General features: G+C 39.2%; 10 protein-coding genes. 5 read left to right on the forward strand and 5 right to left on the reverse strand.

Going from position 1 to position 17,016, the window contains the following annotated elements:
* Positions 1-3 precede the first annotated feature (3 nt).
* From motA to BS333_RS22390, 3 genes are all read left to right on the forward strand, one after another.
* Positions 4-861 (forward strand): flagellar motor stator protein MotA, encoded by an 858-nt coding sequence (gene motA / locus BS333_RS20095; RefSeq protein ID WP_021709780.1) that lies wholly within the window; start codon positions 4-6, stop codon positions 859-861.
* Complete coding sequence (locus BS333_RS20100) at positions 861-1,835, forward strand: flagellar motor protein MotB (protein WP_021709779.1); 975 nt, start codon at positions 861-863, stop codon at positions 1,833-1,835. The genes motA and BS333_RS20100 overlap by 1 nt, the downstream gene beginning before the upstream one ends.
* An 86-nt stretch (positions 1,836-1,921) precedes the next feature.
* Entirely contained in the window at positions 1,922-2,209 is a 288-nt protein-coding gene (locus BS333_RS22390; RefSeq protein WP_033003747.1) for a hypothetical protein, read from the forward strand.
* A 178-nt stretch (positions 2,210-2,387) separates the two neighbouring features.
* Here BS333_RS22390 and BS333_RS20110 read toward each other — a convergent pair whose 3' ends face one another.
* Together BS333_RS20110 and BS333_RS20115 are read right to left on the reverse strand one after the other, a co-directional pair.
* Positions 2,388-2,759 carry a hypothetical protein gene (locus tag BS333_RS20110; RefSeq protein ID WP_021709778.1) on the reverse strand — a complete coding sequence of 124 codons (372 nt, stop codon included), beginning with the start codon at positions 2,757-2,759 and terminating at the stop codon, positions 2,388-2,390.
* A gap of 208 nt (positions 2,760-2,967) precedes the next feature.
* Entirely contained in the window at positions 2,968-4,959 is a 1,992-nt protein-coding gene (locus BS333_RS20115; protein WP_033003731.1) for a hypothetical protein, read from the reverse strand.
* 263 nt (positions 4,960-5,222) lie between these two features.
* Between BS333_RS20115 and BS333_RS20120 the strand changes: the two genes are divergently transcribed.
* Complete coding sequence (locus tag BS333_RS20120; RefSeq protein WP_021709776.1) at positions 5,223-8,549, forward strand: hypothetical protein; 3,327 nt, start codon at positions 5,223-5,225, stop codon at positions 8,547-8,549.
* Here the strand turns inward: BS333_RS20120 and BS333_RS20125 are convergent.
* Positions 8,546-9,118: a hypothetical protein gene (locus BS333_RS20125; protein ID WP_152428723.1), complete on the reverse strand. Its 573-nt coding sequence runs from the start codon at positions 9,116-9,118 to the stop codon at positions 8,546-8,548. The two genes, BS333_RS20120 and BS333_RS20125, sit on opposite strands and share 4 nt — an antisense overlap.
* Before the next feature lie 42 nt (positions 9,119-9,160).
* The gene (locus BS333_RS20130) at positions 9,161-9,778 is read right to left on the reverse strand and encodes a zinc-dependent metalloprotease family protein (RefSeq protein ID WP_158297096.1); all 618 of its coding nucleotides are present in this window, start codon (positions 9,776-9,778) and stop codon (positions 9,161-9,163) included.
* Positions 9,779-10,717: 939 nt separating this feature from the next.
* Between BS333_RS20130 and BS333_RS20135 the strand changes: the two genes are divergently transcribed.
* Positions 10,718-13,042, forward strand: a complete 2,325-nt coding sequence (locus tag BS333_RS20135; protein ID WP_021709773.1) for an SGNH/GDSL hydrolase family protein — start codon at positions 10,718-10,720, stop codon at positions 13,040-13,042.
* Positions 13,043-13,193: 151 nt separating this feature from the next.
* On the opposite strand, the gene BS333_RS20140 is transcribed toward BS333_RS20135, so the two are convergent.
* Entirely contained in the window at positions 13,194-17,012 is a 3,819-nt protein-coding gene (locus tag BS333_RS20140) for an RHS repeat domain-containing protein (RefSeq protein ID WP_021709772.1), read from the reverse strand.
* Positions 17,013-17,016 lie beyond the last annotated feature (4 nt).

Here is a 17,016-nt window from a genome sequence, read left to right on the forward strand (position 1 = left end):
AAGATGCAAAAATTTTTTGGAGCCATTACCGTTTTAGTTTGTGTTTTTGGTGGTTATGTATGGGCGGGTGGCTATCTTAGCGCCATTTGGCAACCCGCTGAGTTTATTATTATTTTAGGGGCAACCGCAGGTTCGTTGATCATTGGTAACCCACCTCAAGTGCTCAAAGAGATGCGTCGCCAAGTACAAGCAACCATTGCTGGAAAAAAAGAAGAGTACGAATATTATATGGAGCTCATGGCTTTACTCAATAATTTACTCGAGACCGTAAGAAGCAGAGGCTATAAGTTCCTTGATTCACATATCGAAGCGCCAGAGCAAAGCTCAATGTTTCTTGCTTATCCACAAGTCAGCGAAGACCCGCGCCTTATTTCTTTTATAACCGACAATTTGCGCTTAATGGCAATGGGCCAAATGTCGCCTCATGAATTAGAGGGGCTTTTAGAGCAAGAAATTGATGCGATTGAAGCTGAGATGTTACTGCCTTCACGGTCGATGCAACGAACCGCCGAAGCATTGCCGGGTTTTGGCATTCTTGCCGCAGTAGGTGGCATCATTATTACCATGCAATCTATCGATGGTTCGGTCGCCTTAGTTGGTTACCACGTCGCAGCAGCGCTAGTAGGAACCTTTATTGGTATTTTTGGTTGCTACTGCTGTTTAGATCCTCTCAGTAATGCCATGGCTCAACGAGTCAAACGTAACATGACAGCATTTGAATGTGTTCGGGCTACACTCGTCGCCTATGTGGCCAAAAAGCCAACACTTCTCGCAATCGATGCTGGCCGTAAACATATCCAGTTAGACATAAAACCAACCTTTAACCAAATGGAGAAATGGCTAGCTGAACAGGAGGGATAATGCAAAATCAGGAACAAGTGGTATTTAAACGTGCACGGACACGCTATGACGCAGATTTTCATTCAGGGGCTTGGAAGGTCGCGTTTGCCGACTTCATGATCGCTTTAATGGCGTTATTCCTTGTTCTTTGGGTCATGCAAGTTGTAGATAAAGAAGATAGAAAAGCCATCATGGCACATCTTCATAGTTCAAGTGTGTTCGACAAAAGTTATGGTAACCCATTTGATTCCAAACAGAGTATCTCTCCTATTGACTTGGCACAAGATTCGTCAGTGCCAAGTCAACATGATTCAAACCACGTTGTTCATTCTTATTTTCAAGGCGATGGAGAAGGACCAGAAATGGACGCACTCATTCCAGGTCAGTTCGATACTCAAGAGCAACTGGCACAGTTGGCAAAGGTCATGGAGGTATTGATCAAACAAAGCCGTGCTGATGGAAACGTGAATATCACTGTTGTCCCTCAAGGGCTCCGCTTGGTACTTCAAGATGACAATCATCACACTATGTTTGCCCGTGGCGGTTCCACGCTGACTCCTTTCTTTGAAGATTTACTTTTGGCATTTTCGCCCGTCTTCCAACGAGTGACCAACACCCTCATCATCAGCGGTCATACCGACTCGATCCCTTTTAAAGGCAATCTAGATAAACGTTCAAACTGGGACTTATCTAGTGCCCGTGCTGGTGTAGCAAGGAACACGCTTGTAAGAGGAGGAATGCCGGAAGAACGAGTATTTCAAGTGACTGGCATGTCGAGCCGCTTACCTCTGAGTCCAGACCAGCCAGAATCAAGTGAAAATCGCCGTATTGAGCTCTTTATCTTAACCACATCAGCTCAAGAAGTACTAGAAGGGCTATTTGGCTCTGGGCACAAGGAAAGTAATGATAATAACGAGCTAAACAAAGCAAAGCAAAGTGCTGAAATGAACCAGCCTGTCACTCGGCAAAAAATCCCGCCTCAGGTAACAGAATAATCTCGAGTTTTTGACTAAAATCGAGCGACCCAATCAACATAGCGCTTGTGGAACTGCAAGCGCAACATACTCTAAAAAATTCACTTATGGCAAAAAACGTTTTTAGCACACAAAAGCAAGACTGCGTCAAAAAGGGCTTTCTTTGGCTTATCTTGATCGATTATCTACTTTTGGCCTTCTTTTTGTTTCAGCTACCCAGTTTGACACTTAACAGCGGTACCACTATCAGCTTTCTCCTTGTCGTGTATAATTTCTTATTAGTCAGCCTGTGTTTTCATCGCACTCAAAAGCAAGATTCGTATATTATTTATCCTATTTTATCTGCAACGCTTCTCGCATTTACTTGCTTTATTTATTTCTTTTTTTGGATTTAGTGTTGCCCAAGAAGCACATCCGTCATTGTCATAAGTGAAAAAAGCGAATGTGAGTATCAACTCAACATCCGCTTTATGAATACACCTAAGTCACCTCAGATACCGTGTCAAATGGGACGATCTTAGCACTCAGGCGCAGCAACGATTCATAAATACAGTGGTTCTGCATTAAGAGTCGTTAGTCAACAATGGCAACGTTTGATGGTGGGCAAAGTTCCTGATTTCTTACATGTTGCTCTACCATTAACTCACCTCTGTGATTGTCAAATACGACACCGCTCCAAACATCACCATTTTCTAGTTCAAACTCAATGGCATAATGCTTTTCATTACCACGAACAAATTGTGTTAGAACATGCCTTACTTGTTTCAGGTTTGCTTGAAAATCGATTTGATGAAGCAGCAGCTCCAACCCCCGAGCCGCAATGCGATCAGGGCTTTCTTTCTGCCATGTTACTTGTTCCATCTCAGTCGTGTCACAAATTTTCTTTTGTCCAGCACTGATTGAAAAAGAGAGCAAAATCAATCCAAACATCAGTGTTTTTTTCATTGCCAACCCCTTAGCTTAAAATTAAAGCTATCACTTTAAATTCAGTTAGTTAGAGCATAAAACCCCAATAAAAGTGTAGCATTGTTAAGCCAAAGGAAAGCATTTTTTGAAAAATCCCGAGCAACATCACTCTAAGTAAAAATTTACAAATACCCAAATGACCTCGCTCTGAACGCAGCATCTTGAGGTTATTTGGGTATATAGCCAATTACTCCTCTCGCTCACTCAGACCAAGAATTGACATATTTGCCAAGAAGTAATCAGGAACTCCGCGAGGGAAATATTTATCCTCTAGACAACGATAGTAATACTCTCTGCGATTTTTATAATGGTATGGTGGTAATCCACATACCTTATTTGCTCTTGTTAAATTAATATGCTCGGGCTTAGAGTGATCATCGATTTTTTCAACAAAATAAAATCGTTTTCCTTTGATAACACCTGCCATATTCTCATTAAACATCGATGATTTTAACTTTAATGTTGCTACATTCGTGTCATCGACATTACTAAAGACTTTTAGCGTATAGTTGTTAATATTTTCCCCCAAGAGCATTTTCTTTTTGAGAATAATTTGTTGCTTAGCGAAGACCACACTACGAAAAACAATAACCCCAGAATCATGGACGAGAAACACTCGATACCCCACATCATCCTGACCATAAAAGCTAAAGTCATCGTCAAGATAAGACTTGATCTTATCTATTAAAACCTCCCAAGAATTTGTCAATGATGATAAGTATATAGCCCGAAGCATATCGCCTAGAACCTTGCCATGAAATTCACTGCTGCTGAGATTTCCATCGAGTTGAGAACTAATCGTAATAGGAAAACTCTCAGCTCTAAAACTTGGAACATAAACACAGATTTCTTCAAGACTTAGACCATTGGTGAAGCCAGAACCTTCAATAGAGTCACTGTTACATAAGTAGCGAATTGACTCACCAACGACAACTTTAGGAATATGTTTAACCACTGTATCGAGGGCACTAGCCACATTAAAAGTTTTTCCAATATTGCTGATTTTAAACTGACTTGTCACCGCTCGATTCATTGCTATTGAAGCGGTATTTGATAAAGTCGCTCCCGTGGCATCTGTGGTAATATTAACCAGAGAGTTAAATAAACGACGAATATTAGGTATCATAGACTTATTCCAAATCGAGCCACCTAAATAAAACTTATCGACGCCATCTTTCATCATCCTCCATGAATCAATATCTATAGTATCAGGTTTAGTATCTAGCATAAGCTTATCGATCGAAACAAGTAGATTATTTTGATTTTGCTGAATGTATTGGTTTAAGAAATACAAAAACTCAACAACTGATGTCCCTTCATTATCTCTTAGATAATACTCATCTGGATAAAGAACTTCTATTTTTTTAGCAGGGCCAAAAGCGCTGAAACCAAAGAATAACATCTCGGTAATGGAAAGCTCATGATAGATATTACCAGCAGGTCGTTCTAATTCAACAATGACACTTGTTGCACATTCAACACAACCAGTAAGGTCCCTAAAAATGGACTTTAGGTAATTGTCAAAGTTTTTCTGAACACTGGTTTGTAATACTTTTTTATCGAGGTATTCCAGAGCAAAAAGTAGCTCTTGATACTGGATTTTTTCACCCTTTTTTAGACTTTCACCTGCGATTTCAATCGCCTCTAGTACATCAATGCGATATCGCGCCACTTTATTTGTATATTCCTCCAGCAGCTGTTCATAAGCAGGCTGATAATTCACCCCTGTCCTACCATTATTTTCTTCCAATTCAGAAGCAATAATTTCACTAATGCGAAGGTTAAAAAAGTTATCAAACATCGTTTGTATATCTAAAATGATCGGACTTACTTTTTCTGTTTCACCATAACGTATAGCTGTTATAACATCACTGGTGTCTTGGAGCATTTTTAGTTTAACGTCTAAGTATTGCTTTTTATCTGGATTATTTTCTTGGTACCAATCAGACCATACTTCCATTTCCTTTTCATTTAAATAGAAGTTACAATCTTTATCATCATATTTATAGTTCAAACATTTTCTAGACATTACAAGTTGAAATAGATACAAAGCCTTATGATAATCCTTATTTACTTGGCTATAATAAGTATAACTATGCTCATGTTCTAAGTGGAGTGATTTTGAATTAGCTTTAAATGAAAACAATATTACTATTAGAAGGGAAATTTTTAATCTCATATTATCAATTACTATTTTTACATTACAAAATAGTAATCTTTGATTATAGATTATCAACACATTAAAAATAGGGTCATTATTATTTCATTCATTAAATTTATTCATAAATAAGAATAAAAATCATTACACCAATAAAGAGAATAGCCTCATTAATATTTCGCAGCAAAAAAAACACCATAAGTCACTGTTATATATGATAGGGAAATATTTCTGAAACAAATGCGGTGTACTTTATATTTTCTATTCTATATAAGTAAATTACTATGAAAACTGTCAGGTTATTTCTTTTTATTATAAGTTTTTTTATTGTATCTGTGGCTGGTGCAAGTACATATTCTCAAGAAAGTCATGATACTAGCAAAACGACATGGCTTGATGGTGCATCACTAGGCGTACCTCTTTGGTATGCAGTGAATAATAATGGTGATATACAATGCTATTCTATCGATGGTAAAAACTGCATTTGGCAACCCGATTATAAGCAAAGAACGGTGATGACTGACAATAAGTCATTAAGTAAACTCAGCCATAACCCCGAACCTTTAGAACTTTTGCTTTCCAAGCATAATCAGGTGAATATTAATATTCAAACGGCTGAGGTAATACAAAGTATTATTCTCCCGGATCACGTCCAACAGGGCGCTAAAGTTGTTGTTTATCTAAACTCCCCTTACAGTCTTCAGATACATTTTCCTAATGGACAATCCCAAACACTGGAGCAAGGTAATCACAGCAGTTGGGTATTTCTTGGTCAAGGGTGGTATCAAGAAGGAACACATATCAGCGATTACACTAACATTATGGCTGTAGCAAACCCTGTTATGTGTGGAGAGCCGCATAAGAAAGTATGGGGAGTCACTGGTTATGATAGCCCCAGACATTGGTGCAGTAAATTAAGCAATACCGACCGACTCTATTTAACCAAAACACTCAAGGCCGCAATCAAGGATAAACATCAAAAAATTAAACACCTCTCTAAGTTCATCGATAGCATGCCCTCAAAAGAGCCAAGCTATACCACTGACTACCCGAAACTGTTAAAAGAGCTAGGTGAAGCTCGTGATTCGAAGTATCAAGCTCGTGCTTTGACCTGTGGTTTAGCATGGTGGAACATACCAGGTATCGTTGCTTGCTCTGTTTTGTCTAAACAATATGACGATCTCTCCGAAGCATATCTTGCGCTTTCGGCAGAGAGTCAAGCACATCTTCATGCTATGAATGAAGTAAACAACCTAGAAAGAAGTCGTGGACAACAAGATTTCATCACGGCCATGACGAAAAAAAATATCGAACATTTTCGGGCATTACTTCAGGAAGAAAACCAAACTGTCGAAGAGTTGAACGCACTCCTTGCTCAAAATAATAAAAGCTTACAAAAGGCACATACTGACTATCAAGCTGCGATAAAGAATTATGAATTGGAGTCTAATTTCGGCCATATTGTGCTCAACTCTCTCGAAGCAGTCCCTTTCTTAGCAAGAGAATTAGATCATATCTCAGCCTATTCAAAACAGCCCAGCTCAAAAAATTTAAGGAAGATGCTATTAGGGTTAACAGGGCCAGTAGGGGAAACCTTAGAAGGCGTGATTGAACTAGAAACAGAAGATAAACCTCTTAATGAGAGTAAGTTAGATTTAATCTATCGCAGCCTGAGGCATTTGACACACGATACAATAGGCCAAGCACTGCAAGAAGTTGTCAGTGATACGATAAACAACTTAGGGGACGAGGCCATTGAGAGCCTGCGTCAAACAGGCCTATGGAAAGTATCTGAAAATAAACGTCCAATCAGAGATATTGCGTCTCAAAGTTTGGTTGATTTAAGAGCACAACTCACTCCTATTTCCTACGACTTTTGGCAAGGCGATTCAGTTGTTGAGTCCCGAGCCAAAGAGAAATTTTATCTATCACCTACCGCACGAGATGCGACTGCCATCAATCGTTATTATAATGAAGTCAGTGCACTGTTTAGGCATGCATTTGGGGCCAATTATGCACAAATCACCAAGCAAAACCCTAAATTTGCTTCTTGGACAGATCGTAAAGTAAATAAAGCATTATTAGAGGTACTTCAGAACCCTATCTATAACAACGTTCGAACCCCTTATTGGGGTAGTACTGAGTTAATGGGTGCTCGCCCTGCTGCTATGATTTTTAATGAACAGCACGCAATGATTGTGCTTAATCGAGATTTAGTTACATTACAAAGTGAAGATTTTCATAAGTTTTACTTCGAAGAACTCGGGCACTTGCTTAACTGGTGGCGGTGTAAATTGTTTGAACTGTTGCCTTCTTATTGCCAAGTCATTGGAGACGTGGGCGCTCGTTTTAGAGATGCTGTAATGCTTGATCCGAACCTGCATGATCGATCACTAGAAAGTTTACTTTTTGCTCTACCAATGCATACCAATAATACACAAGAGACATTACGGTTTCTGAATGGTCAGTTTGCCACACTTGAAGGTTGGCCAAATTACTACACGATCAATGAGCATATTGCTGGCCAAGGTAGGTTTTCCTGGCTAATGAGACTGGGTCTTGACATCACCAACCCAGAATTTGCTTTTTTGAGCGATGAGCTGGACATCGAAATTTCGATAACTGCCCCTATTGCCGCGATGAAAGGGAATCCATGGAAAAAATCAAACAAGGGTTACTGCACGCAAGATACTCAATCAGATTGCAATATGCCCACTCTATGGTTATCGGTATCGTTTAGAGATGCCATAAAAGTATCTGCGGCTAAATTACCTCGCTTTAAAAATAGTGCATTTTCTCAGGCAGGCGTAGACGTCTCACCTAGAATTGTCAGAAAACATGGTGGTAAACTGCCCTTTCAGTTGAAATCCGTTAATGGCGTTCAGTGGCAATATTTTAAACAACACAATATTTACGCAAAAAAGTTTACCGCAGGTCTGGAAAGTAAGCTCGACTTATGGAAACTCGGTCATGTTTTCGGCAAACAAAGCTTAAGTAAAACCCATCGGCCCGAGTTTTCTTTAAAAACGACCCCCTTATCAGGTAGCTTTTTAGTCGAAGTCGCAGCAAAAGACACCTCTGATTTAGCAGAGTGGTTAACCGGTGATATCACCAGCTCCATTGCAGGCTGCTCTTTGGGATTTGCAATTGGGATTCTTGCTGAAACCGATCCAGTGACGTTTTGTCACTCCATCTCATACTTATCAGAATTGGTTGAGTCGGCTCTTCAAGGCATTGACGAGCATCCCAGCATGTTTTTAGAGGCGGATGCAAGTGTTACTATCCCTACTTCTATCGAGTATAAATACGCAACCACAGGATCTCAATTAATAGGGATTGATCCCCACTCTTATGAAATGGGCAGGACTCAATATCATAACGACTCTGAGCTCACGACTTGGTTCACAGATGAAACGAAAACATCGAATCAGAGCTTCCGTCACCCTCAAATTACTAAGATTAAGCAAAAGGCACAAAGAATATTCTCTAAACTCGCCAGTACACCACTCTCACCTATTTCCGTGTTCCGAGCTCGAGTAGGCTTTAACTACTCAGAAACCATGCTAAAAAAAGGAAAATATCCGCTTCCATCTGTCATCGTTGTCGATTAGCCCTGATCAAACATCAGAGGAACAATTTCATCATCTTTGTAAGAGGCAGCCACGCCATCAATGGCAGCCTCCTTCAAATTATAAAAATACCCAACACCATTTGTATCAAGATCAGTCTCGAACAACATGGTTTTTGTTTCTAAGCGCACGTACGCTCGACCACTTTGTGGAAAATAGACCAACAAGCTATTTGCCCCCTCCTCGCCCAAAAATTCATAAACCCATCGGTTTTCATCTGGATAAACATCCACCACCTTCAACTGTAGCTTTTCATCAGGCAATTGAAGATTAATGGTCGAGCCTACAACGATCCTATCGGAAGAGGACAAATCTAAACTGAATACACCGTGATATTGTTTAAGAAGCGACACAGGCTCAATTTCTAAAACTGATCGGGACTGACTTGAAGATGTGGCGGAGAGATGTTTAATCCTTCTTTTATGTTGAGATGTTTGAGGATCCATTTTTGATACAATAATGTGGTATTGGTCACCACTTTCTGAAGGATAATCACTAGGCCCGAGCACAACAATTACCACGAAGAACAGAGCAATGATGACAATAAACACAGCAAACACTGGATATGAATACCTCACTACAATATACCTTATTTAATCATTTCTAATAAATCGTTCAGTATTCTGATTAATAAAGCGGACCGCATCGGCACTTTCAGCATCACCACACTGATAAAAAGCATCACATTCCAATTCTGGGTTAGAAAAAACCTGTTTTCTAATTAAGCCTCCATGATAAAACTGATAAGCCATGACTGTGACCCAAAGAAATGTTCCATGCCCAGCGGCATAAGGAGCGAGACTGTCTTGATTGGAAGAGTGAGTCAACCCCAAATTATGACCAACTTCATGGATAAAAGTATCCCCGCTTAAACATAACCAGTGACTATACCGACCAACAGAATACGCCGTTTCATTGTTGCCACTGACCACACCTAAGCCACATTCTGAGGTGCCAAAATTGAGTTCACTCAGTAAAAAGACTATGTGCGCATTTTTCTCCTCTTTCAACTTTCTTACTGTATGATTAAAGACAAGGTCTTCAATTTTATTAAAGGCTATATCTAAAGAATCAATACCTACTAATTTTGCTTTTACATTAATTCGAGAGCGCTTCAGTACGGAATTAAGTAGTGAGACTCTCGCTTGCGCATATTCTAGAAAGTTTTCACTTACTTCAACTGTACTGTCTTTTAAAATCAGAATATTCACTGCATATTCTGGCTGCCATTGTGCGGAGGGAGGAGAAGTTCCCGCAAAAGAGATAGACTGATAGAGAAAAAAATTTGATATGATAAATAATATTTTCTGCATGGCTTACTTAGGATAAGTAGAAACAGATTTAATCCTAAGCCACTTTATTTTTTTATGGCGTTTACTTAATCACACATTTTGATCTAAATAATAATAAATTTACTTTTTAATAAAATTAACCAAAAAGTAAATATACCCAAGTAACCCAAGATGCTCTATAAACGGGAGAACCTTGGAATGTTACCTGAGCATGACGTCATAGGGAGGATTTACAGAGAGTCAGAGTTTAAAAGCAGCTAACCGGATTAAAGTAACATTGCCAGAACTTTATACTTACTGGTTTCTCAGGTTCATCTGCACTCGTCGTTTCTGCATAAGAACTGATGGAAAAAATAGAAAATACGATAAGCCCTATAAAAGAAAGCTTCTTTATTTTTCTCATTAGAGACCTCTTAATATTAAAGTGCTGTTGTAGTTGATATCGATAGATCAAAGGTAGGATTGTACCCCAGTCGCATCAAGTTCCTTGATTAAAGACATACTAAACCACACCTAAGAACAGACAAGTTATACTAGAAGAAATAAAAAAACAATAACAAAAACACAATTATTAGAGTAAAAAACCTATCGTTAAAATTAGAAATACAAAAGATTTACCTTATTGATAAAATATAAAATAATTTGAAAGTTTTATAGGCTTTACATTATTCACACCATGGTTATTATTAGGAAATAATCAAATAATATACTCAGGTAACCTCAAGGTGCTGAGTTCAGTGAAATGGTCTTAGTACCTTGAGAACACTTGAGTATATACCTCCAAATTAATTACTCACGTTGGCAGCGAATGTTATGGTATCAAAGTTCACAAGAAACCTCTTTTTATTTATTCTTTTCATGTTTCAAGTAAACACTTACGCTCTCGACTCTGTACCTTCATTGAACATTGTTTTTCAGAATAATACTAATCAACCCATTCCATTATCTAATGTAAACCTACAGCGTAATATTGAGAGCCATGTTCTCAACTCCAAACAAGCTGTAGCTCTAGAAAATGTTATCGGCCTTTTGCTGCCTGAGCAATGCACACAAACCAAGCTCTACACAGATGCCACTTCAGCAGATGGTTCTAAGCGTAACTGGAGTATGAAATCTTCTTCTGCTTTAGATTTCAATATTAATATGTCAGGCTTGGGCAAAGCCATTACCTGGCCTAATTTCACTGCATTAGACTTTTATTCATGCCACACCACTCCAGCTATTGAATATCGAAAATGGATGAAAACAATTCAGAATAAGACCTTAACAATTGGTAATAATACGATTGACTATCAAATTGCTACCAATTCCGGGGCGGGTTCGATGCAAGGGACCTTTATCGTTGATGATATGGTCATTCGTTGGTGTTCGTATAACTTCGACATAGGCCTAAATAAATGTAACCAAAAAATACCAAGCCATAATCGTTTTTTACTTAATTACTACCCCACGACCAACCAAACACCAACCTATTATATCACTATCTCTAAACTGCCTAAAAATACAACACCTTATAAGGAGATGTTTCTATTTGGTGACAGCCTGACCGATACTCACAACTCTTTTGCTCTCAGTGGAGGCGATCTGCCAAAAGGTCCATTTTATAATGGACGCTGGTCTGATGGTTTAATGTGGCCCGATTATGTTGCACTGTTAACGGGCATCCCTGTCAATAATTACGCCTTTGGAGGAATGCGTATTACACGTCGATTTGATGCAAATAGAAGCTCCGTAATGCACCTAAATAAACTCGGTATTGACATCGTCTTTATGCCGTCAGGGCTTCCAATGTCACCTAACCTAGTCGATGAGTTAAAAACCGCTTTACCTCATTTAAAGTCCCAACTGTCTCATGCAAGCACACAACGTAAAATACTGGCTTCATTTTTAATGGGAGGCAATGATTTTATGGCCATGGCTGGAGGAGAAATTCCAGCAGATTTCCAAGGCGTTTTTGACTCATTAGCCACCTCTCTTCGCAGAAACTTTCTGGCTGAACTGACATTTACAGAACAAGAAAAACTTTCCGTTGCTCTATTTGAGTTACCTGACATCAGTATCGCACCTCAGCTTTATCACTCTTTTAAGGATGGCGCCACACAGATCAGCCTGGAAGATTTTCAAGCTGAGATCAGCACTTTTAACCAAAAACTGTGGCAGCTTTATGTGCAGTTACAAAATGAATACCCACATATTAATTTCATTCACATCCCGACTGAAAAATGGTTAAAAGACATTACGCGTCACCGAGGTAAATATGGCTTTTCGGATGGTATATACAATGGCTTTTACGAGTATCAATTATCATCACAAATCTGGGGACAACCTAAAACAATAGAAAATGAGCCTACTGAAAACAGCACCATTGTTAGAAATATCAATGATAGCAGTAACTTCCTCGGGGTCTTCAATCTACGTGGCATGAACGAAACCGCAGGCTCGGTGGGTGTAGCATCGGTAACAGTTGGTCCCACCGATGATTTTGTTAAAGACTCATTAATCCCATATCGCCCCTCATTGATTAATAAGGCTATTGTAGGGGGCTCTGTACATCCTTCAACAAAAACTCACTTTATTCTGGCGGCTCATTTTATCGATCAGAATTTAATGAGTATTAATAATCATAGAGCAACTGCCATTATGTCTGACATCTATGAATCAAAAGGCTTTCGACCACAAATAGAAAGCAATCGAAAAGCTGCTTTTGAACGCTTGCTAAACTACTCTAACCAAACACATAAGAAACCTGATTTTGCTGGTTGTGCATCTGGAGAACAATGTTATTTCCGCAATGGTAACCATACTTACGTTGAGCGTGATGGCTTTACTCCAAAAGTATTAAAGATCATTAATCACACGGCTAACCCAAATTGTCCTGAAGGAAACTGTTCTGTCTTTTCTGCTTTTAACGTTCAAGGAGAATCTCGCCACAACAAAAAAATGGAGTACCTTCGTTTATTCCCATTAGATGGTTCTGAGTTGAGCATCCCATTGGGCAGTTACGACAGATTACACTTTAATTTTAAATCACCTTACACCGATTTTTCGGTAGGCTCTGATAAGATACAAGAACATGGGAAATGCAAAGTGTTGGCCGTCAGCCATGGTGCTTGGGGGACCACTGACGGACGTTGCTTTAATGATGACTATAAAGTTTGTATCGCAGGAAAAGGTTGCGAATAACATTGTTGAGCCACTTCTAAATGCCCCGTAGTGATAACAACTTAATCCGTTGGATTAAACTTCACCTTACGGGGCTGAAGAAATTACGAGAAATAATTTGAAATTTTAGGGTCAGATTTAATTCTAAACGCCTAGCTAAACCTCAATAATGTTACATGCGAAAGCCATATGGCATATAGGTGTAAAGCTGATCTGAGCCATCCCCTCTCTTAACTTTCAACGGTGAATTGGATGTATTACATAAGTAGTCCGTAATCAACTCTTGGTTGAGCGTTTTAAATCTCTTACTTACCATGCGTCCGTCCACTAACGAGTGGCTCACCCCCAAATCTCCTTGTTGAATATAAACAAGATTATCATTTGCATAGCGGTACTCAATAGCAGGCTGATTGGGAATATTCTGCCTACTCATACGCCCAGCAACATCATATTCGTAGCTCGTTAACTCTTGCATTTGTGCATTAAAGACTCTCACTAGCTCTCCATATTGGTTGTAGCGAAGTTGCCTCCCTTCTTGATCCTCTGTCAGTGCACCATGAACGTTGTATTTACCTTCGAAGTTAACATTGGTATAAGCAGGATTACTGTGTTCAATAGAGTACAATTGTGTTGGATAATCTGGGTTATATCCATATAAGGAAGTATTGCTCGTTTGATCTTGCATCTCACTGATCACTTCACAAACATTACCGAAGTCATCGAATATAAAGTGCTGCTGTAAAATAGTTTTTCCAATCTCATCTTTAGGCAATAGCTCCGAGCTGCCTGAAGCAGAATAATTAACCAAACGGCGCATGGCATCGTACTCAAATGACTCAACCAATTCTTGGGAACCTAAACGAGTCACTTTATTTTCAACCAAACCATCTTTAGTGTAATGCTCTATCTCTTGCAATACATCTTGTCCTTGCTCTGTCGTCGTCACCATCACGTTAGGCAAACCAGAGTAGTCATACTGAATTGTCGTAGGGGTTACACCTGCGATTTCAACTCGTTGTGGTCTAGAAAAGGCGTCAAAGTCTAAATACTGTGCAACGTTCATCCCATCGTCAACCGTTGCAATTCGTTGAAAATCATCATAGGTAACAATGTCACAATTACCACCAGCAACTGAACTCGCAAGCAGTTTCCCTAACAAGGTATAATCATAGCCATTTGTCACACCGTCTATTGACTCGCTTTTTACTAAGCCATCAAATCGATGCGTATATTCAACAGATGAACCGGTTTCTTCATCATGGGCCTTTTCAATTAGCCCTCGAAGGCCCGGAGTTTGCACTTTAGACCCTGTCTTTTTATAGAGATTAAATTCAGGATCATAGTCTGTGTCTAACACGGTGCCATCAGGGCAAGTCACTTGATAGTGCTGCATGCTACCAGGAAGATAACTGAGGGTTGAAATACTATTATTAACTGTTTGTTGACGTAAACGGGAGAAAGCATCGTAGTCATTTTCTCCTAGTAGCGCTTGGTTAATCGCAATTGATTTCACACACTCTGTACCAACTTGATACGGAGCATACACAATGTCTTTGACCACTTCACGCGGCTTCTCTTCTGCATCAATATAACTTGTCTTAGTCTTCGCAATGCGGTCCAGCACGTCATAGTGATAATTTGTTGTGACCCCAAAGCTATCCCATCTGACACTTGGATTCTCAAACATATCAAACGTCACTTCAGAATGCGTGAGCAATTGATCATTCTTATCAAAGGTTTTATCTATCTGCTTTCTAGTCGCCGATATGACTTGGGTTTGCTGATACCCCTTTCCTTCAAAGCCAGAGAGCGTCGTCTGGGTAATAGGGTTGAAATCACTAATTTGAACGGTTCCATCAGGTTGAATTGTCCGTGACACATTCATCCACCCATCATATTCATACTTTGTTTTTAGCTTCCATGTTCGATTTTGTACTGATGCACCTGTTTGAGTTGCCTTCAGTGTGATATCAATCATCGTCTGACTAATTTTTTGTCCTAGGGAATTGTATTCTCTTTGTTCAACAACAAAATCACTCACAACATTAGGTACGGTGATTTGAATCTCAGTCATATTACCTAAGCCATCAAAATAGCTTCTTTTAAGATTATTGAATTGATCTCTCATGAGAGTCATTGATTGCTCGTCAAAGTATTCATACTCTCGAGCGCATTCATGGACACTATTAGGACTACTGATTTCTTTCTTCAACCGTCCGTCTGGGTAATACTCCATTTTTACAATAGAGCCTGAATCATTAACCAGTAGTTTTTGTCCAGTATATTGATCAAGTTCTAATAAAATATAAGACTGCTCACCGGGCAGACTATCGGCGCTTGTTATGCCTTTGACAAACAAAGTCGAGTCACCATCCTGATACTCAAATGCTTGTTTAGTACACTGCTGATCGTTTTTCATGACTTGTCGAGAAAGCAGTCTGCCTTGATGAACACCAGTTGGATAGTAGTCAAATTCAATGCTGGTATGAGAGTATGGGCTACTATCTGACTGTAAGTAGATAGCATCATTTATTGCGGTATATTTTCTGACAGATACTTCGCGCGTATTTGGCTCTCCATCAGACGCATTGAGATCGGTGACAGATTGCTTTTTCAAGAAGAAGACGAAATCTTCATATTTTGGACACCCTTCGACTGCATCAGCACGGGTGTCATAGTATTCATAGTCAATTCGAACATTATGAACATGATCTATTTCATGAAGCACATTACCAAATTCATCATAGTCGTATTCGTAAGTTTCCGTAAAAGTCGCTTTAGTTCGATCGCTATAGGTTTTTTCGATCTTGTTTGCTAACTTAAAGCGCCCTTCTTGAACAGAAATGTCATTATCATCGTTGAGATAATAGTGGTAAATTTCAGCCTGAGTACACCCTTTGTATGTTTTCTTTTGCTCTCTAAGGTTATGAAACTTGTCATAAATACACTCAACCACACTCTCGTTATTATCATGATCTTTTTCCGTCACGATCACCTTATAGAAGTAAGGTTTGATAATCGAATAGGTTGGGTCGCTACCTCGAGTATTGGAGATAGTCGCCTTGTATCCATAAGCGTTGTAATCTTTTCTATATTGATAATCGCTGGAGTCATCCACAGAAGGTTTAAAATCATAGGTGGTACGCTTTAACGTTTTACCGTTAAACTCAATGCTGTGCTGCTTAACCACAGCCATTAAATTACCTCTGTAATCATTAAGAGCCTCCCCCGAACGTTCTCCATGTTCAACAGACTGTAGAGCACCGTTGGGCGAAGTGATACTGTCGATAAGGTGGTATTTTACATTGGTTGAAAAACGTACACTCAATTTATATTTCGGTTGATCACGGTATTGTGATTGTTGAAAGTATGGCGTACTCACTTCAATTTTTTCAAAACGAGAATTAATGTAGGTATAAAGATAGTAGCGACCTGATAACAGAGTTAATTCTCTGCCACGGCTACTGGACGTGCTCCCTATAGACAGATATTCAACATTGTTATCATCGACAATCCGCTCTAATTTAGTGCCATTCCAGTCTAAATGAAGCGCATTGCCAGCTGAATCGCGTCTTTTAGCCAAAAATGCATAATCAGCCTTTGGCGTCTTCTTAAACTCATCCACTGATCCATCATGGTATTTTACCAAAAGCAATGAGCCATTATCGGTTATTTGAAAGTTACTTAAACACGCTTCGATGGGCTTGGCTAAGTTACGATCGGAGAGTTTGACTGATACGCCTTGGTCAGTATGTAAAATGGCTTTGGTACAATCAAAAAATGGCAGACTAAACTTTAATCCTTCTCCCAACCCCATATCAATAGATTTGAAGTGGTCAAAGCTTAGAGAAATATTCAGTTCTGGCCCTTTCAAATGATTACCAACAATATTGACAACGCCAGTAGAGAAATCAAAAAAGCCATTTCTTTCATTAACACTACCAGCAACTAAATTTTTATAATTGTTACTATAGCTAATCACATCACTCATTTTC

Origin of the sequence: Vibrio azureus, from assembly GCF_002849855.1 — a bacterium.
Taxonomy (GTDB): domain Bacteria; phylum Pseudomonadota; class Gammaproteobacteria; order Enterobacterales; family Vibrionaceae; genus Vibrio; species Vibrio azureus.

Bases quoted from the DNA above. Each gene is read 5' to 3' on its own strand.
- motA (WP_021709780.1), top strand. From the start codon at position 4: ATGCAAAAATTTTTTGGAGCCATTACCGTTTTAGTTTGTGTTTTTGGT.
- BS333_RS20100 (WP_021709779.1), top strand. From the start codon at position 861: ATGCAAAATCAGGAACAAGTGGTATTTAAACGTGCACGGACACGCTAT.
- BS333_RS22390 (WP_033003747.1), top strand. From the start codon at position 1,922: ATGGCAAAAAACGTTTTTAGCACACAAAAGCAAGACTGCGTCAAAAAG.
- BS333_RS20110 (WP_021709778.1), bottom strand. From the start codon at position 2,759: ATGAAAAAAACACTGATGTTTGGATTGATTTTGCTCTCTTTTTCAATC.
- BS333_RS20115 (WP_033003731.1), bottom strand. From the start codon at position 4,959: ATGAGATTAAAAATTTCCCTTCTAATAGTAATATTGTTTTCATTTAAA.
- BS333_RS20120 (WP_021709776.1), top strand. From the start codon at position 5,223: ATGAAAACTGTCAGGTTATTTCTTTTTATTATAAGTTTTTTTATTGTA.
- BS333_RS20135 (WP_021709773.1), top strand. From the start codon at position 10,718: ATGTTTCAAGTAAACACTTACGCTCTCGACTCTGTACCTTCATTGAAC.
- BS333_RS20140 (WP_021709772.1), bottom strand. From the start codon at position 17,012: ATGAGTGATGTGATTAGCTATAGTAACAATTATAAAAATTTAGTTGCT.